This is a genomic window from Ferrimonas kyonanensis DSM 18153, from assembly GCF_000425405.1.
In the GTDB taxonomy this organism is placed as follows: Bacteria; Pseudomonadota; Gammaproteobacteria; order Enterobacterales; family Shewanellaceae; genus Ferrimonas; species Ferrimonas kyonanensis.
Genome location: NZ_AUDJ01000024.1, coordinates 24,764 through 45,834, shown reverse-complemented (window position 1 = coordinate 45,834; position 21,071 = coordinate 24,764). Strand labels below are relative to the sequence as shown.

Genomic DNA, 21,071 nt, shown 5'->3' with positions numbered 1-21,071 from the left:
GGTTACATCCTTATCGGTTCAGTCCCAGGGCCCAGACTTTTGCCCCGTTGGTTAATCCCAGTGCCTTGGCATCGGCAGGCTTCAGGGTCAGTTCCCCGGCCTCAGCATCGATGTGGGCATTGGCTTTAATGATACTCAGCTGCGCCAGTTCGCTGCCGCAGACGATCAGGTTGGCGTCACTGGTGTGCTCGCTGACTTTGAGGGTATAGCTGGCGGATTCCCGCACCGCTTTGATTTGATCCCGTTGACACTCGACGGTCGGTCCGGCATCGAAGATGTCGACGTAGCCCTGGCAACGGAAGCCCTGGTTCTCCAGCAACCGCAGTGCCGGACGGGTGTTGTCGTGCACCTCACCGACCACCGCCTGGGCCTCCGGGCTCAGCAGGTTGACGTAGATGGGGTGGCGGGGCATCAGCTCAGCCACAAACACCTTGTCACCAATGCCGGTAAGGTAGTCGGCAGTGGGAAAATCGATGCCAAAGAAGTGCCGCTCCAGCCACTGCCAGAACGGCGACGATCCGTCGCCATCGGAGACGCCACGCATCTCGGCGATCACCTTGTCGCCGAAGCGCTGCGGGTGGGCCGCCATCAACAGGAAACGACACATGGACAGGAAGCGGCCATTGTCGTCTTTGCGCCAATCCGGTTTCAGATACAGGGTGCACAGCTCGGCGGCACCGGTGTAGTCGTTGCACAGGGTCAGGGTGCTGACTTCACGGCGAATCCCCAGTTGCGGCGAGACATGCACGTCTTTCCCCAACCGGTAGTGGTAAAAGGCATCTTCGATGCCCACCGCCGCTTCTATGGCACAGGTGCCCACCACATCGCCACTGCTGGTGTCTTCCAACACCATCAGGTACAGCTCATCACCGGGCACCTCCACCTGCCTGGCGAAGCTGCGCAGCGATCGCTGGATCTTGCTTTTCAGCAAGGTCTCATCGATGGGCAACGAGGTGAATCCGTGTCCGGAATCCTCAGCAATTTGCAGCAGGGCGGGGTAATCCCGCTCCGCAATCGGTCGTACTTTCAGCATGGCCGGTCTCCACTCCAGCCCGCCCCTGGCGGGGAGGGAGTTAGCCCAGTTTCACTTTGGCAACGGCTTTTTCAAAGCGTGCCAGGCCCAACTCGATCTCTTCGTCGCTAATGACCAGAGAGGGAGTAAATCGAACCACATTGGCACCGGCAACCAGGCACATCAGGCCTTCGTCCGCCGACGCCACCAGGAAATCGCGAGCGCGGCCAGCAAAGTCGTCATTCAGCACCGCGCCAATCAGCAGTCCCTGGCCCCGTACTTCGCTGAACACCTGGTACTTGTCGTTGATGGCATTCAGGCCCTCGAGGAATTTACGATGCTTGACCGTCACCCCTTCCAGGACATCCGGGGTATTGACCACGCCCAATACCGCGTTCGCCACCGCACAGGCCAGCGGGTTACCGCCGTAGGTGGAGCCGTGGGTGCCCACTTTCAGGCTTTCGGCAATCTTGGCGGTGGTCAGCATGGCCGCGATAGGGAAACCGCCGCCCAGCGCCTTGGCGGTGGTCAGAATGTCCGGCGCCACACCGTAGTGCTGATAGGCGTACAAGTTGCCGGTACGGCCAACACCAGTCTGAACCTCATCGAAAATCAGCAGAGCGTTGTGCTTGTCACACAGGGCCCGCACCCCTTCCATAAACGCCTGAGTGGCCGGAATGATGCCGCCCTCGCCCTGGATCGGCTCCATCATCACCGCGCAGGTGCGATCGGAGATCACCGCTTCCAGTGCCGCCAGGTCATTGAACTCGATGTGGTCGATGCCCTGAGGCTTAGGACCGAAGCCGTCAGAGTAGGCCGGCTGGCCGCCGACAGTCACGGTAAAGAAGGTGCGGCCGTGGAAGGCTTTGGTGAAGGCGATGATCTGATCTTTCTGTTCACCGCCGTTTTCCAGTGCCCAACGGCGAGCCAGCTTCAGGGCCGCCTCGTTGGCTTCGGCGCCGGAGTTGGCAAAGTAGGCGCGCTCGGCAAAGGTGGAGTCGGTCAGCGTCTTGGCCAACTGCAGGGCCGGTTCGTTGGTCATCACGTTGGACAGGTGCCAGAGCTTCTCGCCCTGGTCTTTCAGGGCCGCCACCAGCGCAGGGTGACAGTGGCCCAAACAATTAACGGCAATGCCTCCGGCGAAATCGATGAACTCCCGGCCCTCCTGGTCCCAGACCCGGCTGCCTTGGCCACGAACGGGGATCACCGCAGCAGGGTTGTAGTTTGGTACCATTACCTGGTCGAAAAGAGCACGGTTTAGCGTTGATTGCATTGTCATAAATTCTCCTTGGTCTTTTGTTTTGCAGGGGATGCAAACGTGACCTAATTATCATTCTGATAACAACCAACCATATAAAATTGTAGCAATGCAGTCAAAACTGCGGGCTGGTACAGAAAACGTCCTAAAAAGGGTAATTATTCACCATAAAAGGCACTGATTTTTCCCGCTTTCGTTCACGAACATTATTTAAGCTGCTGTTTTTATAGACGTGCCGCAGCTTAATGCAAGTTATTAGCATTTAAGCGAAAAAACTTTCACCAAAGGCTGGTTTCACTTAGTCATGCAGCAAATACGACCGCCTATGCAGCGAAAAAACCCGCTTCAGGAACGTACCGCTGCCGTTACTCGGGCCTCAGGGATCTGATAATAGGCGGTGATCACCTCCAACCCCTCCACCTGCTTGATCACTCGACTGCCCAGTGTCAGGTACACCACCTCACCAAAAGCCCGGCTCAGGGCGCGCGCCTCGGCATCGCTGTTAAACCAGGGCGTCTGTAGCCCCTGCATCAGAGCAAGAAACCGGCCCTCATAGCCGATCCCCTGCAGAAAGGCCTCTGCCACTTTCAGGTGCTGCTGCAGGTGCCCGGCGATGGGCTGACAAGGCATCCGTAAGAACCGCACCCCCTCATACACCTCACTGCCTGACTCCAACCGTGCCTGGCTCAGCCAGGACTGGCGCATACTCTGATACAGAGTGGTGGCCTGACGGTGCACCAGAATCGCCCCCAGGGCAAACACACAGGAATACACCCGCGCAGTCTGCGGATCCAACCCCTCCAGCTTCAACCAATGGGCGCTGCGGGTCTTCATCAACCGGCACCAGCGCCACAGTTTGCGTTGATGAATTCCCTGGCTCTGGTTCGGTGACCAACTCCAATGCTCGAAGATCAACCCGGGCAACAGGTTGCGCAGTCGCTCGTAACCGAGGTAGTTGATCGCCAGTTGCACATCCTGAACGTCATTGACCCGCCGAAAATCGAATCGATTGGAGTTGATGTGTCGAATCAGTGCCTTACTTAACCAGATGTCCGCCTCAATCAGGCGACTGAGGCGGCGGATGTCGCCGTCGTCGTCCAGCAACTCCTCCAGCAACTCCAGTTGAGTGATCTGAATGCCGAGATCCCGCTGCAGCCATTGCGGCTGCTCCAGGTGCCGATCCAGCTCGGCGGCATAGGCCCGATCAAAGAACAGCCTCAGCCGCTGCTCCTGCTCGTCCCGCTGACGGTTTCTCTGGATTCGCTTGAACTCTGCCGCCCGCTCCACCGCCAGTTTATGACGCCAGACGAAGGCCACTTCGTCGTCCATGGAGGGCTTGTTGGAAAACACCGGCTCGGCCAGACTTTGGTATTGCCAGAACTGGCGTTCGAGGTTTTGCAGAACCTCAGGCTTGGGAAGATGGGCGTTCACGGAGTCTCGGTGTCGATGATTTTGTCCCATTTATAACATAAGCATTTACCGGAACCGCACTAAAAATCTGCATCAATTTACTCAATTTCAACTTCTTTTCCGGGGGGTTAGCGGCTTTTTCTGATCATTTTTCCAACACCCAAATCCGGCTGCAGCGCCCGTGACAGCTGGATTAGCAACGGTTCGCATGAAGCAAAAACCCTGTCGGATGAGTGGATTTCATTTACCACCACGAAATTGATCATGTGTCAATGCGGTTTGAATGTCGTAATCTTGACCCAATCCTCAATATAGGAAGTATGAAGATGGTTACAGGTATTCAAATTACACAATCCGCAACTGCTTCTCTGGTAGGCAGTATTTGGCTCATCGATAAGCAAGCACAGCAAGCCCGCTGCCTGGCCGCCAAGGACCAGTACCAAGCCGATGAAACGGTTTCTCTGGATCAACTGGGTGAGTTTGAGTACCGGGAGCTGCCGGTTGAAGGTCAAACCACCAGTGGCCGTGAAGGCGGTCAGCACCTGAACGTCAACGTGCTCAAGCGTGAAGTTCTGCAGCAGCTGATGGACGCCCGCGAGCGCGTCGAAGCCGGTGCCGCCAACGACGACGACCATGCGCTGCTGGCGGACAACGCCCAGCTGACCATTCGCGTCTCCGGCTATGCCGTGCGTTTCAACGCCCTGACTCTGGAACAGCAAAAGGACGTCATCACCCGTACCTTTACCCAGAGCATGTAAGTTCGCCCTGCGCGCTTACCCCCACAACGCCGCTCACCGAGCGGCGTTGTTGTTTGCCCCTGCCGTCGCCCACCGCCAACGTGATACACTCGCCTCATACAGAAATCCCCCCCATTTTCATGGCGTTAGAGCAGTGACAACCCTACGGAGCGGAAGCCGCATCATGACAGCCACACTGAAACCGATCGTCCAGCTGGCCCTGGCCGCCGCCATCGCCTACCTGGCTTTTGCCCTGATTCAGGTCGGCCAGGAGGTGCGTCAGGTTCGCCAGCAACTGCCGCAACTGGTGCAGCAGGTTCAGACTCTGGAGCAGAGCGTGCAAATCGGCCGCTGGCTGACTCTGGCGGAACGGGTGAATCAGCAACTGCCCGGCGCCCTCAAGCAAGTGGAAGCCGTTAACCGACAGCTGCCGGCGCTGCTGGAGCAGGTGACCCGGCTCCAGCAGCAGACGGTACCGGCGATCCTCAACGAGGTGACCCTGATTCGCACTCAGGTGATGCCGCCGCTGCTGACTCAAGTGGCGCTGATCAACGAACACAGCCTTCCGGCGCTACTGACCCAGAGCCGACAACTGCAGGACCACACCATTCCGGCGCTGCTGGCCCAGAGCCGACAACTGCAGGATCACACCATTCCAGCCCTGTTAGCGGAGTCCGCCGAGGTCCGTACCCTGACGCCCCAGGTGCTGGCTGAAGCACAGCGGTTGACTCAAGACGCCGAGCAAGTGGTGGCCAAAGCCACCGAAGGGGTGGTCCAGGGCTCGGTCAAAGGGGTACTGACCGCGCCCATTACCCTGATCAAAGACGCCAGTGAAGGCCTGACGGAAGCGGCAGAAAAAGACCTGTAACCGTGGCGGCAATCAGGGGGTAGGCGCCGACAACGGAATCTGACGCACCGTGTCGAGCACCCGCTGCTGCGGCCCCATACCGCCGAGTATCAACAACTGCTGCCCCAGCTTCAGGGCACCGCGGTGGTCCATCGTGGCCACCGCATCCTGATGGTTGCGCCAGCGGCCACTGGCCAGCTCATACACGCTGATGCGATCGCTGGGACGGGCGGCAATGCCATCGTAGCCGGTACCGTCGTAGTTGTACGGGGTCTCAGTACCACCGATAAACCACAGCTCACCGCGCTCGGGCAGGCCAATGGCGGCCATTCGGTATCGGGCCACACCGCTGTGATGCGCAGCCTGGCGCCAGTCGATGCGAGCCGGATTATCGGCATCGATCTCGCCCCGGTAACAGGCCGGTTCGGCGGCAAAACTGCGGCGCCGACTGTCGTGATACACCACTTTGGCACCGTCGCACACCACCAGGCTATTGCCGGCCAGGGCACCGGCATGGCCAAATACCGGCGTGCCCGGGTAGGGACTGGCCTGCTGCCAGCGATCGGTGTGGGTGTCATACAGCTGCACCAGGTTGACGTTGCCGTCGTTATGCCAGCCACTGATCAGGTACAGGTAGCGCTGCTGATAGGCCACCGCTACCGCATCATCCACCGGCACCGGCATCGGCGCCAGCGCGGTATAGCGATTGCTGGCCACATCGAACCGCCATACGTCCGCCAGCGACACTTCAGAGTGGTCTGCCGCCACCGTGTACCCACCGAACACATACGCCGATTCACCGATGCCCACCGCCACCGACGCCAATCGCCCCGGGCCGGGTACCGGAGCCAATGACTGCCAACGGGAGACGCCATCCAGCGCCAGTGCCCAGGCCCGGTTGTGTACATCCCGGTGGTCTTTGTTCGACCCCAAACCATTAAAACTGAGCAGGTAATTTCGGCCATCGACGTGAACGCCAGCCACCGCGTTATTACTGACCGGCTCAGGCATGGGGGGCAGCGACAGCGGCGCCGTCGCCAACAAAAGCGCAAACAGAGACATCCTTACCTCATACTGATGGTGCACCCCAAGGTGATCTTGGCGTGCCGGACAGGTAGAATGCCACCGCCCGACTACCCCCAGCAACCGCAGACAACGGATGACCGCATGCTTTTGATGCTCGACAACTACGACTCTTTCACCTACAACCTGGTGCAGTATTTCCAGCAGTTGGGGCAGCAAGTGGTGGTGCGTCGCAACGACCAGACCTGTCTGGCGGAGATCGAAGCGTTGGCGCCGGACTACCTGGTGATCTCCCCCGGCCCCTGCAGCCCCAATGAAGCGGGACTGTCGCTGGCGCTGGTGCGCCACTTTGCCGGCCGGATTCCGATTCTTGGCGTTTGTCTGGGCCACCAGACCATCGCCCAGCACCTGGGAGCCCGGGTGGTGCGGGCCCACACCGTAATGCACGGCAAAACCTCGCTGATCAACCACAATGGCCGCGGCGTGTTTCAGGGCCTCAACCAGCCGCTGAGGGTCACCCGCTACCATTCCCTGGTGGTGGACCCTGCCAGTCTGCCGGAGTGCCTGACGGTAACCGCCTGGTGCGACAACGCCGCCGGCGAGCAAGAGATCATGGGCTTTCGTCACCGGCAGTTGCCACTGGAGGGGGTGCAGTTCCATCCGGAATCGATCCTGACCGAACAGGGGCTGACACTGCTGAATAACTTCTTGAAACAAAACAGCCACAACTGAGCCGGCGCGAACTTTTAAGCTGCCCTTCAAGGTGTGATATAACCCACAGTTATCCCCCATGAAGGAAACACAACAATGAAAAAATGGATTGGACTGGGTTGCACGCTCAGCCTGGTGACGGCCTGCGCCTCGGTCACCCCCACCTTCACCGACCCCTCCCCCGCCACCGCCGTCACCCTGCCGGCACTGGCACCACTGACCGTTGACCAACCCCTGACCCTGAAGCGGATCATGGCCAACCCGGACTGGATGGGCAACGCCCCGCAAGACCCCAGCTGGGCCCTGGACGGCAGTGGCCTCTTTTACTGGCAGAAACAGGCCGGCTCTGAACTGAGCGTACCGTTTTTTGTGGACATTCAAGGCCACACCGAGGCCCTGGCCTACCCACAGTGGCACCGGGCCGAATACAAGCGCCTGAGCGAAGACGGTCGACTGGCCGCCTGGCTGTACGAAGGCAACCTGATGGTGATGGATCTTCCCGACGGTAGCCCGCGTCAGCTGACCCGGGACAGCAGTGCCCTGGATGACTTCAGCTTTACCCTGGACAACCAACTGCTGATCCGCCGTGGCAATAAGCTGTTTCGCATAGATCCCAGCTCAGGCCTGACCCGGCTGCACAGCGAATTGGTGTTCGGCCAGAAACCGGATGCCACCAAGGTGCCGGACAGTTACCTGGCCCAGCAACAGAAGCGGCTGATCCGCTACGTCGACAAGCAGTACCTAGATGCCGCCGACAAGGCCCAACGTCAGCAGCAGCGTCAACAGGCGGATCCGACCCTGGCGCCGCGCCCGTTCTACCTCAATGGCAGCGAAAAGCTGGTAACCCTGAGCCCGTCTCCTCGAGGGCGCTACCTGTTGGCGGTGGTCACCGACAAAGACGGCAGTTGGCGCAAAGACCACGACATCATGCCCAACTACCTGGATAAAAGCGGCTACGTCGAGGCGGTCAAAGCCCGCGCCCGGGTCGCCGAAGCCGAAGTGGCCTCGCAGCGACTGGTGATTTTGGATACTGACACCGGCCAGCATACCGACGTCAGCTGGGAAGGACTGCCCGGTTTCGACGCCGACGTTCTGGCCGAGGTGAAGCGGGAAAATGCCGCCCGCAATGGCGAAAAATACCAGTCGACCAAGGCGCTGCGCACCCTGCGGCTGATGCAGGACTGGGGCTGGGAGCAGAGCGCCATTCAGTGGTCACCGGACGGCAGCAAGCTGGCGGTGATGGTGGAGGCCGGTGCCGACAACAAGGATCGCTGGCTGGCCACCGTCGATCTGCAGCGGGGCACCCTGACCAGTCAGCATCGACTCCATGACGACGCCTGGGTCAACTACACCCACAATGAGTTTGGCTGGAGCCGCGATGGCGAATCGCTGTACTACCTGTCTGAGGAGTCCGGTTACTCGCAGCTGTATCTGAAGCCGCTGAATGGCAAGGCCCGTGCCCTGACCCAGGGGCAGTACGTGGTCTCCAACCTGACCCAGAGCCGCGATGGCAGCCAGTTTCTGTTTAAGGCCAACGCCAACCACCCGGGCCAGTACGAGGTGTTCAGCGTGGCCACCGCCAGCGGCGACATTCAGCAATTGACCGACCTCAAAGGGGGACTGGACTACCGGCTCAGCCCGGACGAAAGCCAGCTGCTGCTGAGCGCCTCCAGCCGCACCCGCCCGCCGGAGCTGTTCATTCAGCCCATTGGCGGCCAGGCCCGCCAGCTGACTCACACCAGCAGCGACGCGTTTCTTGATTACGCCTGGCAAACGCCAGAAGTGGTCGCCATCCCCTCCAGCCATCAGGACAAACCGGTGTACGCCCGCATCTACCGTCCACAGAACGACAGCAAGAAGCGGCAGGGCCGCTATCCGGCGGTGATCTTCAATCACGGTGCCGGCTACCTGCAGAATGCCCACTATGGCTGGTCCGGCTATTTCCGTGAGTTCATGTTCCACAACCTGCTGGCTCAGCAGGGTTACGTGGTGATGGACATCGATTACCGCGGCTCCAAGGGCTATGGCCGCGACTGGCGCACCGCCATCTACCGCAACATGGGCCACAGCGAGGTGGAAGACATGCTCGATGGGGTCAACTGGATGGCCCAGGCGCTGCAGGTGGATGAGCAGCGCGTCGGCACCTACGGTGGATCCTACGGCGGCTTTCTGACCTTTATGGCCCTATTTACCCAGCCTCAGGCGTTTCAGGCCGGTGCCGCCCTGCGGCCGGTCACCGACTGGGCCCACTACAACTACGGCTACACCTCCAACATTCTCAATACGCCGCAGGTCGATCCCATCGCCTACGAACGCAGCTCGCCCATCGAGTTTGCCCAGGGGCTGGAGAAACCGCTGCTGATCATGACCGGCGTACTGGACGACAACGTATTCTTCCAGGACAGCGTTCGCCTGGTGCAGCGCCTGATTGAACTGGAAAAGCCGACGTTTGAGACCGCCATCTACCCGGTGGAGCCGCATGGATTCCGCCAGCCTTCCAGTTGGCTGGATGAATATCGACGCATTTTTGAGTTGTTCGAGGAAAATCTCAACCCCTAGCAAAACGCAGTCACGGGTGACTATTAATGACAATGACTGAAATGTGGTTTAAAAAAGGTTAAATATTTATTTTAAAATGTTGAATATTTAATCACACCACGTTAAGTTGAAACTGTCACTGACACTGTGACTACCTTGAATGGTTGTGTTCGTCCTACTTTTGCCCCGCCACGGAGTTGGTGGGGCATTTTCTTTTTTGCCCGCAACAACACTGCGGCGACACCGGCAGCAGGATAAATCGTTCGAGGCGTTAGCCCGGCTAACCCGGAAGGTGACCCGCATTTCACATGGACGCTTCACCGCGACTTTTGCTACACTGCGGCCCCCACAATCCACAAGAGAACGATTCGATCCCCGTGTCCATTACGCCGCCTTAATTCATCCTCCCCCTCGGCACTCATTGCCAATTCACGCGCCACACACTCTGGTCCTCTGCGACTGACTGCACCTCGCTGCAGGGTTTGTTGTGCCCGTCACTTTTGTTAACACACCGAGTCGCTTCCAGGCTTTCTGGAGGGCGTGCGGCTGTGTGCAACCTGGAATATTCATGCTAAAACACCTAAAAACCCACTGGTTTTCCAACACTCGCGCCGACCTTTTGGCCGGCATTGTGGTCGCCCTGGCCCTGATTCCCGAAGCCATCGCCTTCTCCATCATCGCCGGCGTCGACCCGAAAGTCGGGCTGTACGCCTCCTTCTGCATTGCGGTGGTCATCGCCTTCAGTGGCGGTCGGCCCGGCATGATCTCTGCCGCCACCGGCGCCATGGCCTTGCTGATGGTCACCCTGGTCAAAGAACATGGCCTGGCGTACCTGCTGGCCGCCACGGTGCTCACCGGCGTCCTGCAAATCGGCTGTGGCTACCTTAAGCTTGGCAGCCTGATGCGGTTTGTGTCCCGCTCTGTGGTCACCGGCTTTGTCAACGCACTGGCAATCCTGATCCTATTGGCGCAACTACCGGAACTGACCGGTGCCTCCTGGCAGGTGTACCTGATGACGGCCGCCGGACTGGCGATCATCTACTTGTTTCCCTACCTGCCGCTCATCGGCAAAACCCTCCCCTCCCCCTTGGTGTGCATCGTGGTGCTGACCGCCACCGCCATGGTGTTTCATATCGATGTTCGTACCGTCGGCGACATGGGGCAATTGCCGGATACCCTGCCGGTTTTGCTGTGGCCGGATGTGCCTCTGACCCTGGACACCCTGCTGATCATCCTGCCCTACTCGGCGGCACTGGCGGTGGTGGGCCTGCTGGAATCGATGATGACCGCCACCATCGTGGACGAGCTGACCGACAGCGCCAGTGACAAAAACCGCGAGTGCAAGGGCCAGGGGATGGCCAACATCCTCACCGGACTGATTGGCGGCATGGCCGGTTGCGCCATGATCGGCCAGTCGATCATCAACATTCAGTCCGGCGGCCGCGGCCGGCTGTCGTCACTGGCAGCCGGCGCCTGGTTGTTGCTGATGGTGGTGTTTCTGGGGCCGTGGTTACAACAGATCCCCATGGCCGCGCTGGTGGCGGTGATGATCATGGTGGCCATCGGCACCTTCTCCTGGCGTTCCATTACCCAGATGAAACAGCATCCGCTGTCCACCAACGTCGTGATGGTGACCACCGTCTGCATCGTGGTGCTGACCCACAACCTGGCGCTGGGCGTGTTTGTCGGCGTGCTGCTGGCCTCGTTGTTCTTCGCCCATAAGATCAGCCGGTTGATGGTGGTTAAACGCCAGACTCCGCAGCCGTCGATGCGGGAATATCAGGTGATCGGCCAGGTGTTCTTTGCCTCGGCAGACCACTTTATGGAAGGCTTCGACTTCAAAGAGACAGTGGAGACCGTCACCCTGGATCTGTCCCAGGCCCACTTCTGGGACATCAGCGCCGTGTCGGCACTGGACAAGGTAGTGATCAAGTTTCGGCGCCAGGGCGCCACGGTCAACCTGGAAGGGATGAACCCGGCCACCCAGGCCATCATCGACAAACTGGCCGTGCACCATAAACCGGAGCAGGCGGACGCGCTGCTGGCCGGGCACTAAATCCGGGGCGACGCCCGGCGATTGCCCAGAACCGGACAACAGGCCGGCTCCCCGGAACCGGAGAGCCGGCATAATTACAAGTGAGTAAAGCGCGCCACCAGGCCGTGCAGCTCCTGCATCTCCTGCTCAATCTGCTGCGCCGATGCCAGCATACGGGCCGCCGCCTGGGAGGTATCCTGAGCCAGACTGGACACGTTCACCATGCTGGCATCCATCTCCTCGGCCACCGCGCTTTGCTGCTCCGCCACAGTTGCAACCTGTCGATTCATATCGCTTATCACCGACACCGACGTCACGATTTTTCCCAGAGCTTCATTGGCCTGTTCGGTTTTCTGAACACTCCCCTGGGCCTGATCGCGACTCTCCCCCATAACAGACACTGCGTTGCGAGCCTGGCTCTGAAGACGCCGAACGATGTTGCCAATCTCCTCGGTAGACTGCTGGGTTTTTTGCGCCAGGGAACGGACTTCATCGGCCACCACCGCAAAGCCACGCCCCTGCTCTCCGGCCCGTGCTGCTTCAATGGCGGCATTCAGCGCCAGTAAGTTGGTCTGCTCGGCAATGCCGGTGATCACCTCCAGTACCCGTCCCACTTGGCGACTCTCTTGCTCCAGTTTCAACAGTTCCTCTGAGGCCGAGTCCACCTGGCAGGCCATGGCATTGATGCTTACCGCGGTGTCCGCCACCGTTTCTGAGCCCAGGTGGGCTTCACCATCGGCCCGAGTGGCAGCTTCCGACGCCTGAGCAATGTTACTGGTAACATGGTGCACGGTAAGATTCATCTCGTTCATGGACTGGGCAATGCGCGCCACTTCATCAGACTGACGGGTCATGCCTTCACTGGCAGTTAATGCGGTTTGCCGAACCGACAACGCCCGCTGCTCGACCTGTTCGGTCACCGTCTGAATTCGGGTCAATAGGGCACTGACCTGACTCAACATACTGTTGTAAGCGCTGTGCAGCTGCTCCAGTTCGTTGTCTTGACTGATCACCGTGGCGGCAATAGGGTGGGAGAACTCACCCCGGCCGACTTTCTGCAACGCCACGGCCATCTGAGCCAAGGGCTCAATCAGACTGCAACGGCCATACCACTGCCCCAGCAACACCATCAGCAAAATGGCCACCGAGGTGCCCAGAGCCACCTGCTGTTGCAAGGCTACCGTGGCATTGGCCGACGAGGCCATCATCCCCACCGCCTGATGCATGTTTTTCAGCACCTGTACCGACAACTCCTGAATCTGAGGCAGCTGCTGAGGCGACGGCGCCATTAAATAGGCATCCACCTGCTGACGATAGCTACTCCAAAACTCCCCGACTCGATTCAACTGCTGCACAATGGCGGGTTCCGATACCGGTGGCAGGCCTCGATTGGCGTCCCCCTCCAGCAATAGGCGATGGGCCCGCTCAAATCGGGCCACAGTTTTGTCCAGGGCAGCGTGATCGACTCCGCCCTGCACCACCAGCAGCGCCTCCTTGGCATAGCGCTGACTTAACATTCGCTGTGCCCCGGCGACATTGATCATCTCGGCACTATTGCCTGAAGTGGCGTACAACATCACCGCATTGACCGATGCCAACAGGAACAGCAGGGCATAAATCACCAAAAACTGACGTTTAACCGACCGAATACCGACGGCCCTAAAACACTGATGAAGCCACTGATTAAGTTGGTTCGCCATGAACACCTCTCCTTTATCGGCGATCGACTGCCGCCTTTGATTCTTCTGGCATACAAATCTTGATATCGACCGTATGCACCATCCATGTAAGTGCAAAATGTGGATTGAACGCCACTCTGTGAAGCGGGTTCAATTTTTCAATGTGAGTTGTACCACGATCCCGCCACACCAAAGCCGAGCTGGATCATGTTTTTCCCCATTTTGAGATCCGAAGCGCCAATCTATCTTGAAGAAACATCCACACCACCAAGCCGTTCGCTGTACCGATCCCACAACTCACCCGGTGCCCGTCACAGAGGAAAACCCCCTCTGACTCTGTCGAATCAGCGGGTTTTCAGTTGCAGGTTGGCGTTGGCCCATAAGCCGCCGCTCTTATGTTAGCGAAGTGGACACTCTCCCCGGCACCGCTGCTGTTGCCTGCGGCCATCAGGGTAAATCCCTTTTAAACAAAAACCCGCTGACTCTGTCGAATCAGCGGGTTTTCTATTGTAGGTTGGCGTTGGCCCATAAGCCGCCGCTCTTATGTTAGCGGAGTGGACGCTCTCCCCGGCACCGCCGCCGTTGCCTGCGGCCACCTGAGCCAATTTCTCCCAAAAAAAACAAAAAACCGCATCACCTGACGGTGATGCGGTTTTTCTAATGTAGGTTGGAGTTGGCCGATAAGCCGGGTCTTGTCGTGGACAATCATTCCTCTAGGCCCAGGATCGCTCCTGGGCTCAAGCAACCTACCCGGGTTCAGTGCGGGCCGCACCAATGAACCCCTATTTGGTCTTGCTCCGGGTGGAGTTTACCGTGCCGCGAACTGTTGCCAGCCGCGCGGTGCGCTCTTACCGCACCCTTTCACCCTTACCTGTGCTCCCGAAGGAGCCATCGGCGGTCTGCTCTCTGCTGCACTGGTCGTAGGCTCACGCCTCCCAGGTGTTACCTGGCACCCTGCCCTGTGGAGCCCGGACTTTCCTCCCCCTCGCCCGTCTGCCCCTCCCGAAAGAGGAACACAACGACGAGGCAGCGATTGCCTAGCCAACTCCGAGGCGGGAGTATACCCCGCTACCAGCCCTGCTCCAAGCCATACTTGTACAGAGCGTTCTTTTTCTGACCGAACAGTTCGGCGGTGATGGCAGCGGCCTTCTTCAAAGGCAACTCCTGCGCCAACAGTTTCAGCGCTTTCACCGTCTCCGCCGGCAGGGTATCGTCCTGCATGCGGAAACCGGCAATCATCAGCACCATCTCACCACGGGTACGGTTGTCGTCTTCCTGCAACCATTCCAGCAGCTGCGCCGCCGGCCGTCCTTCGATGGTCTCAAAGGTCTTGGTGATCTCCCGCGCCAGCACCACGTCCCGATCCGGCCCCAGTACCGCCACCACGTCAGCCAGAGTATCCAGCACCCGCCGGGGCGATTCGTAGAAAATCATGGTGCGAGGCTCCTGCAACAGCGCCTGCAGCTTATCCTGACGGCCCTTACTCTTGGCCGGCAAAAAACCTTCAAAACTGAAGCGGTCTGACGGCAGCCCCGCCGCGCACAGGGCGGTGGTGGCGGCACAGGGGCCCGGCAGCGGCACCACCGGGTGGCCGGCGGCGCGCACCTGAGACACCAGGTGATAGCCCGGATCGGAGATCAGCGGCGTACCGGCATCCGACACCAGGGCAATGGACTCGCCGCTGTCCAGCTTGCTGATCAGCCACTGCGCCCGTTGCCGTTCGTTGTGGTCGTGAACCGACAAGGTTTTGGTTTTAATACCAAAGTGACTCAGCAACTTGCCGCTGTGGCGAGTATCTTCACAGGCGATCAGATCCACCTGAGCCAACACCGTCAGCGCGCGCTGGGTAATGTCGTCCAGATTGCCAATGGGGGTTGGCACGATGTAGAGCGTTGGCTTGGATTCCATGGATAAACTCTTGGTGACTGTTGATTGGTTTAGCATCGACAGAGGGTTACACTATTGGCTGTGATTTTATCAGAGTGGGTTCCGGTGTTGAAAAACTTCTCCTCAAAACTGGCAAAAACCGCCAGTCTGTTGGCTTTGACCATGCTGCTGGCCTCCTGCGCCTCGGGCCCCAGCGCCCCGACGTCGGCGCCAAAGACTCAGGTTGAGCTGGGGGTGGTCACCGACACGCCGCAGTATTACCTGCAACAAGCCAGCCAGGCTGAGGGCGACAAACAGCAGCGCTGGCTGCTGCTGGCAGCCCGGGCCTACACCGAACAGGGGGATCTGGCCGACGCCGCTCAGATCCTGACTGGGCTGGAGTCGCGTCTGGGCCAGGCCCCCCAGTTACAGGCGGAATACCGGCTGCTGCTCAGTGAACAGGCGATGGCGGCTCAGAAACGCGCCGAAGCCCTGACTCTGCTGGACTGGCCCCTGAACTGGCCCCTGAGCAACGCCCAGTGGCAACACTACTACCGATTGAAAGGTGAGCTGTACCAGGCGTCGGCGGCACCGCTACCGGCGGCGGCATCGTTTTACACCCTGTCCCGCTACCAGCCCAAGGGGGAACGCCAGCAAAGCCAGGACAGCCTGTGGCAAAGCCTGGGCCAGGCCGATGAAACCCAGCTGAGAACCGCCATCGGCGAGTCTCAGGATCCGCTGTGGCGCGGCTGGCTGGAACTGGCGTGGCTGGCCAAGCATTTCGCCATTCAACCCTCGACCCTGGTGGGCGAGTTGGCCCGCTGGCAACGGGATAATCCGCAGCACCCGGCGGCCCGTAATCTGCCGGCGGATCTGCAACTGGCCCTGACAGTACAGCCTTACCGGCCCCAGGCCGTAGCCGTGCTGCTGCCCCTGAGTGGCCGAGTGGCCGCCCAGGCCAAGTCGATTCAGGATGGCATCCTGGCCCGGGCCCTGGAGCAGGAAACCGGCCGTCAGGTGCGCTTCTACGACACCGGCAAGCTGGATGCGGCCGACGCCTATCAACAGGCGGTCAGCGACGGCGCCGAGTTCATCATCGGCCCGCTGCTGAAAACCAATGTCGACAAGGTGATGGCCATCGCCGATCCGCAGTTGCCGATGCTGATGCTCAATCAACCGGGCATCGAGTTCAATAACGAAGACAACCACTTCTTCTTCGCCCTGTCGCCGGAAGAGGAAGCGATGCACGTGGCCGAACGCCTGTATCAGGACGGACGCACCACGCCACTGGTGTTGGCTCCCGCCTCATCGGTGGGCCGGCGCATGGCCAGGGAGTTCGATGCCACCTGGCAGACCCTCACCAGCAAGCCGGTGGAAGTACACTACTTTGATCGCACCGATACCATGCAGGCGGCGGTTCGCAGCGCGCTGCTGGTGGATGCCAGCCTGGCTCAAATTGCCGAAGTGAAACAGGCCTTTGGCAACAAGACCATTGCCGACTTCCGCTCCCGCCGCGACATCGACGCCATCTTCGTGGTGGCCGACGTCAACGAGGTTAGGCTGCTGAAGCCGTTTATCGACGTCAACATCGCGGTGTTCGCCGAGCCCCCACAGCTGTACACCAGCAGTCGCGCCAATGCCCGCAGCGACAGCCGTCAGGCTCGAGGCGAGCTCGATGGCTTGTACGTCAGTGACATGCCGTGGCTGCTGGGCAACACCACCAATCGCCAGCAGGTCCACACTCTGTGGCCGGATCGCAGCGACAGTCAGTTGCGCCTGTACGCCATGGGCCACGACAGCTGGGCCCTGATCGACCGCCTGGCACAGATGCGGGTGTTCTCCGGCTACCGGGTTCAAGGGCTGTCGGGGCAGTTAGCGGTCACCGATAAGGGCGTTCTCAGCCGTCAGCTGGGCTGGGCTCAATACCGCCGCGGCAAGTTACGCGCTGAACAATGAGCCGGGAAAAAGGTCAAATCGTTGAGCAGCAGGTGCAAACCTGGTTGCAACAGCGTGGCCTGACGCCGGTGGCCCACAACTTCCACTGCCGAATAGGTGAGTTGGATTTAGTGATGCAACAGCGTAACGAATTGGTGTTTATTGAGGTAAAATACCGCCAGACTCCGGGCTTTGGCGGCGCCATTGGCGCCGTTACCCAGGCCAAACAACGACGACTGCGCCAGACCGCAGCCCTATTTTTACAGCAGCGGGATTGGAATGACCGTCCCTGCCGCTTCGATGTGGTTACCGTAGTGGGCGATCGCATCGACTGGATTCAAAATGCATTTTAAGAGGGTTATCCATGCTAGAGCGGATTAAAGAGAGTTTCACCGAAAGCATCCAGACCAAAATTGACGCCCTGGAGGCGCTGCCGGAGTCACTGGAAAAAGCCGCGGGCGCCATGGTGCAATGCCTGCTCAATGGCAACAAGATTCTGACCTGCGGCAACGGTGGCAGTGCCGGCGATGCGCAGCACTTCTCTTCCGAATTGCTGAACCGGTTTGAGACCGAGCGTCCAAGCCTGCCGGCCATCGCCCTGACCACAGATTCGTCAACCCTGACCTCCATCGCCAACGACTACAGCTACTCCGAGGTGTTCTCCAAGCAGGTACGCGCCCTGGGTCAGCCCGGCGACATCCTGCTGGCGATCTCCACCAGTGGCAACTCCGACAACGTCATCAAGGCGATGGAAGCGGCGGTCAACCGCGACATGACCATCATCGCCCTCACCGGTAAAGACGGCGGTGCCATGGCTGGCCTGCTGTCCGACCGGGATGTGGAGATTCGAGTGCCGAGCAATCGCACCGCCCGCATTCAGGAGGTGCACCTGTTGGCGATTCACTGCCTGTGCGACTCCATCGATCGCACCCTGTTCCCGCAACAGGAAGATTGATATGCGCTGGGGGGTAATGGCGCTCATCGTCCTGATCCTGAATGGCTGTGCCGGCGCCGTGGTCGTGGGCACCGTCGGCGGGGCGATGATGCTCAACGATCGCCGCAGTGTGGGCAGTCAGTTTGATGACCAAACCCTGGAGGTGAAGGTCAACAACGCCCTGAGCGCCGATGACGGCATCAAGAACCAGACCCACATCACCGCCATCAGCATGAACCAGGCGATACTGCTGGTGGGGCAGGCGCCCAACGAGATGCTGCGCAGCAAAGCCGTTGAACTGGTGCGCCCCCTGCGGGAGGTGCGGGTGGTACACAACCAGGTGCGCATCGGCAACCCGGTGGGCTTTAGCACCATCAGCAACGACAGCTGGATCACCACCAAGGTGAAAAGCCGCATGCTGACCGCCGACGAGTTCGACAGCACCCGGGTCAAGGTCATCACCGAAAACGCCGAGGTGTTTCTGCTGGGCCTGGTGACCCGGGAGGAAGCCGAGAAAGCGGTAGAAATTGCCCGCAATACCGCCGGAGTGCGCAAGGTGGTCAAGGTGTTCGAGTTCCTCTGATCTCAGGCATAAAAAAAGCCGGGCAGCTGCCCGGCTTTTTTGTGTCTGACCCTTACAGCACCGGGAAACCGATGGCCTGATACACCTGCTTCAGGGTCTTGGCGGCACGTTCCCGAGCGGCGGCGGCGCCATCGCGCATCACCTGCTCCAGATAGGCCTGGTCATTACGAATGGCGGTGTAGCGCTCCTGCAACGGCTCCAACATGGCCACGACTGCCTCGGCAGTCGCGCCTTTCAGGTGGCCATACATCTTGCCTTCAAACTCCGCTTCCAGCTCTTCAAAGCTCTTGCCGGTCGCACCGGACAGGATACTCAGCAGGTTAGACACACCAGGCTTGTTGTCGATATCGAAACGCACCACTGGCGGCTCATCAGAGTCGGTCACCGCTCGCTTGATCTTCTTAGTGACCTTCTTCGGATCTTCCAGCAAGCCGATGACGTTGTTGTTGTTGTCATCGGACTTGGACATCTTCTTGGTCGGATCCTGCAGGCTCATCACTCGAGCGCCCACCGGCGGAATGAACGGCTCAGGAATGGTGAAGATGTCACCATGGACGTTGTTGAACCGAGCGGCGATGTCGCGGGTCAGTTCCAGATGCTGCTTCTGATCGCTGCCCACCGGAATCTCATCGGCCTGGTACAACAGGATGTCGGCCGCCATCAGTGCCGGGTAGCTGAACAGGCCAACGTTGATGTTGCTGGCGTGCTTCTGAGACTTGTCCTTGAACTGGGTCATGCGGTTCAGCTCACCCATCTGGGTGTAGCAGTTCAGCACCCAGGCCAACTGCGCGTGCTCCGGCACATGGGACTGCACGAACACCGTGCTCTTGTTCGGATCGATCCCTACCGCCAGGTACAGGGCCAGGGTATCCAGGCAAGCCTTACGCAGTGCCTCGGGATCCTGACGCACGGTAATGGCGTGCTGATCAACAATACAGAACAGGCAATCGTGGCTCTCCTGCAGTTTGACCCACTGACGCAGCGCCCCCATGTAGTTGCCGATGGTCAGTTCGCCGGACGGCTGGGCGCCGCTCAAAACGACAGGTTTAGTCATACCCTTGTGCTCTCTTCTGTTTGCGCTGGCAGGTGCGCCAGCAGAGTTTCAAAATGATCCAGAGCCAGCGTTGGCTGGCTCAGGCGAATGTCCTCGCCGTAATTGTAACCGTAGCTGAGGCCGACACTGGCCACTCCGGCTGCCTCGGCAGCCAGAATGTCGTTGCGACTGTCTCCCACCATCAGGAACGCCGAGGCCGGCAGTTGCCACTGCCCCATCACATGGTGCAAGGGTTGCGGCGACGGTTTTTTCTCGGCCAGCGAGTCGCCTCCCAGGCACTGACTGAAGTAGTGGGCAATGCCCAGCGACTCCAGCAGTTCGGGCACAAACTGCATCGGCTTGTTGGTGATCACCGCCATCTTATAGCCACGACGCGCCAGCACTTCCAGGGTGTCAGCCACGCCCGGATAAAGGCGACTGCCGCGGTTATTGGTGGCCTGATAATGACACTCAAACGCCGCCAGTGCTTCGGAAACCAGCGCCTCGGACGGCGATGTCATCACCGACTCCAACGCCCGTTGCACCAACACCCGGGCACCATTGCCGACCCAGTGGCGCACTTGCGCCTCGGTGCAGCCCCCAAGATTAAACTGTTTTAAGGCTGCATCACAGGCCACCGCCAGATCCGGCACACTGTCCGCCAGGGTGCCGTCCAGATCGAAGCCTATGCCCTTGATGGCAGAGAAGTCCGTCATTAGCCGGCGACCTTAGCCAGTTCGGCACGCATTTTGTCGATTTCGGCCTTGTAGTCATCTTTGGCGAAGATGGCGGAACCGGCCACAAACATGTCGGCACCCGCCGCGGCAATCTCACCGATGTTGTCGACCTTCACGCCGCCATCGATCTCCAGACGAATGTCGCGACCGCTGGCATCGATACGCTGACGCACTTCGCGAATCTTGTCCAGGGTGGCCGGAATGAATGACTGACCGCCAAAGCCCGGGTTGACGCTCATCAGCAGGATCACATCCACCTTGTCCATGACGTAATCCAGGTAGTGCAGCGGCGTCGCCGGGTTGAACACCAGGCCGGCCTGACAGCCAAGGCTCTTGATCAACTGCAGGCTGCGGTCGACGTGCTCAGACGCTTCCGGGTGGAAAGTGATGATCGATGCCCCGGCCTTGGCGAAATCGGGAATGATGCGATCCACCGGCTTCACCATCAGATGGACGTCGATGGGAGCCTGAATGCCGTAGTCACGCAGGGCCTGGCACACCATGGGGCCAATGGTCAGGTTAGGGACGTAATGGTTGTCCATCACATCGAAATGCACCACATCGGCGCCATCCGCCAGCACCTTTTCGACCTCTTCGCCCAGGCGGGCAAAATCGGCAGACAAAATGGACGGAGCGATCAGAAACTTGCTCATCAGCTTTCCTCGGGGGGTTGAAGTCACTCTATTGGCGCTCATTTTAGCCCCATTACCGATTCGACCCAAGGGGCAAAAAG

General features: G+C 59.6%; 18 protein-coding genes and 1 other RNA gene. 9 read left to right on the top strand and 10 right to left on the bottom strand.

Going from position 1 to position 21,071, the window contains the following annotated elements:
* Positions 1–10: 10 nt before the first annotated feature.
* From astA to H598_RS0109505, 3 genes are all read right to left on the bottom strand, one after another.
* Positions 11–1,033, bottom strand: coding sequence for an arginine N-succinyltransferase (gene astA, locus H598_RS0109515; RefSeq protein WP_028112820.1), 1,023 nt, complete (start codon positions 1,031–1,033; stop codon positions 11–13).
* Positions 1,034–1,073: 40 nt separating this feature from the next.
* A complete protein-coding gene (locus H598_RS0109510) occupies positions 1,074–2,291 on the bottom strand; it encodes an aspartate aminotransferase family protein (protein WP_035415769.1) in 1,218 nt (405 codons plus the stop codon).
* Positions 2,292–2,615: 324 nt separating this feature from the next.
* The gene (locus tag H598_RS0109505) at positions 2,616–3,701 is read right to left on the bottom strand and encodes an HDOD domain-containing protein (RefSeq protein ID WP_169629244.1); all 1,086 of its coding nucleotides are present in this window, start codon (positions 3,699–3,701) and stop codon (positions 2,616–2,618) included.
* 305 nt (positions 3,702–4,006) lie between these two features.
* Between H598_RS0109505 and H598_RS0109500 the strand changes: the two genes are divergently transcribed.
* Positions 4,007–4,438: an autonomous glycyl radical cofactor GrcA gene (locus H598_RS0109500; RefSeq protein ID WP_028112817.1), complete on the top strand. Its 432-nt coding sequence runs from the start codon at positions 4,007–4,009 to the stop codon at positions 4,436–4,438.
* Positions 4,439–4,601: 163 nt separating this feature from the next.
* Positions 4,602–5,285, top strand: a complete 684-nt coding sequence (locus H598_RS0109495; protein WP_028112816.1) for a hypothetical protein — start codon at positions 4,602–4,604, stop codon at positions 5,283–5,285.
* 12 nt (positions 5,286–5,297) lie between these two features.
* On the opposite strand, the gene H598_RS0109490 is transcribed toward H598_RS0109495, so the two are convergent.
* Entirely contained in the window at positions 5,298–6,326 is a 1,029-nt protein-coding gene (locus H598_RS0109490) for a Kelch repeat-containing protein (RefSeq protein WP_028112815.1), read from the bottom strand.
* A 105-nt stretch (positions 6,327–6,431) separates the two neighbouring features.
* Here H598_RS0109490 and H598_RS0109485 point away from each other — a divergent pair, with 105 nt between their 5' ends.
* From H598_RS0109485 to H598_RS0109475, 3 genes are all read left to right on the top strand, one after another.
* Positions 6,432–7,019, top strand: a complete 588-nt coding sequence (locus H598_RS0109485; RefSeq protein ID WP_028112814.1) for an anthranilate synthase component II — start codon at positions 6,432–6,434, stop codon at positions 7,017–7,019.
* 75 nt (positions 7,020–7,094) lie between these two features.
* Positions 7,095–9,557 (top strand): S9 family peptidase, encoded by a 2,463-nt coding sequence (locus H598_RS0109480; protein ID WP_028112813.1) that lies wholly within the window; start codon positions 7,095–7,097, stop codon positions 9,555–9,557.
* A 547-nt stretch (positions 9,558–10,104) separates the two neighbouring features.
* Complete coding sequence (locus tag H598_RS0109475) at positions 10,105–11,592, top strand: SulP family inorganic anion transporter (RefSeq protein ID WP_028112812.1); 1,488 nt, start codon at positions 10,105–10,107, stop codon at positions 11,590–11,592.
* A 74-nt stretch (positions 11,593–11,666) separates the two neighbouring features.
* On the opposite strand, the gene H598_RS23895 is transcribed toward H598_RS0109475, so the two are convergent.
* From H598_RS23895 to rsmI, 3 genes are all read right to left on the bottom strand, one after another.
* Positions 11,667–13,271, bottom strand: a complete 1,605-nt coding sequence (locus H598_RS23895; RefSeq protein ID WP_051252630.1) for a methyl-accepting chemotaxis protein — start codon at positions 13,269–13,271, stop codon at positions 11,667–11,669.
* A gap of 644 nt (positions 13,272–13,915) precedes the next feature.
* Positions 13,916–14,299: RNase P RNA component class A (rnpB, locus tag H598_RS25525), an RNA gene on the bottom strand.
* A gap of 19 nt (positions 14,300–14,318) precedes the next feature.
* Entirely contained in the window at positions 14,319–15,158 is an 840-nt protein-coding gene (rsmI, locus tag H598_RS0109465) for a 16S rRNA (cytidine(1402)-2'-O)-methyltransferase (RefSeq protein WP_211227282.1), read from the bottom strand.
* Between the two features lie 60 nt (positions 15,159–15,218).
* Between rsmI and H598_RS0109460 the strand changes: the two genes are divergently transcribed.
* From H598_RS0109460 to dolP, 4 genes are read left to right on the top strand one after another with little or no spacing between them, the layout of a single operon-like run.
* A complete protein-coding gene (locus H598_RS0109460) occupies positions 15,219–17,072 on the top strand; it encodes a penicillin-binding protein activator (RefSeq protein WP_245595584.1) in 1,854 nt (617 codons plus the stop codon).
* On the top strand, positions 17,069–17,404 hold the full coding sequence (locus tag H598_RS0109455; RefSeq protein ID WP_028112809.1) for a YraN family protein: 336 nt from the start codon (positions 17,069–17,071) through the stop codon (positions 17,402–17,404). The genes H598_RS0109460 and H598_RS0109455 overlap by 4 nt, the downstream gene beginning before the upstream one ends.
* 11 nt (positions 17,405–17,415) lie before the next feature.
* Complete coding sequence (locus H598_RS0109450; RefSeq protein WP_028112808.1) at positions 17,416–18,006, top strand: phosphoheptose isomerase; 591 nt, start codon at positions 17,416–17,418, stop codon at positions 18,004–18,006.
* A 1-nt stretch (position 18,007) separates the two neighbouring features.
* Entirely contained in the window at positions 18,008–18,568 is a 561-nt protein-coding gene (gene dolP, locus H598_RS0109445) for a division/outer membrane stress-associated lipid-binding lipoprotein (RefSeq protein WP_028112807.1), read from the top strand.
* A 52-nt stretch (positions 18,569–18,620) separates the two neighbouring features.
* Here dolP and trpS read toward each other — a convergent pair whose 3' ends face one another.
* The 3 genes from trpS to rpe are packed head-to-tail and all read right to left on the bottom strand — an operon-like array spanning position 18,621 to position 20,991.
* Positions 18,621–19,622, bottom strand: coding sequence for a tryptophan--tRNA ligase (trpS, locus tag H598_RS0109440; RefSeq protein ID WP_028112806.1), 1,002 nt, complete (start codon positions 19,620–19,622; stop codon positions 18,621–18,623).
* Entirely contained in the window at positions 19,619–20,317 is a 699-nt protein-coding gene (locus tag H598_RS0109435; protein WP_028112805.1) for a phosphoglycolate phosphatase, read from the bottom strand. The genes trpS and H598_RS0109435 overlap by 4 nt, the downstream gene beginning before the upstream one ends.
* On the bottom strand, positions 20,317–20,991 hold the full coding sequence (gene rpe / locus H598_RS0109430) for a ribulose-phosphate 3-epimerase (protein ID WP_028112804.1): 675 nt from the start codon (positions 20,989–20,991) through the stop codon (positions 20,317–20,319). Before rpe ends, H598_RS0109435 begins: the two co-directional genes overlap by 1 nt.
* Positions 20,992–21,071: the final 80 nt, after the last annotated feature.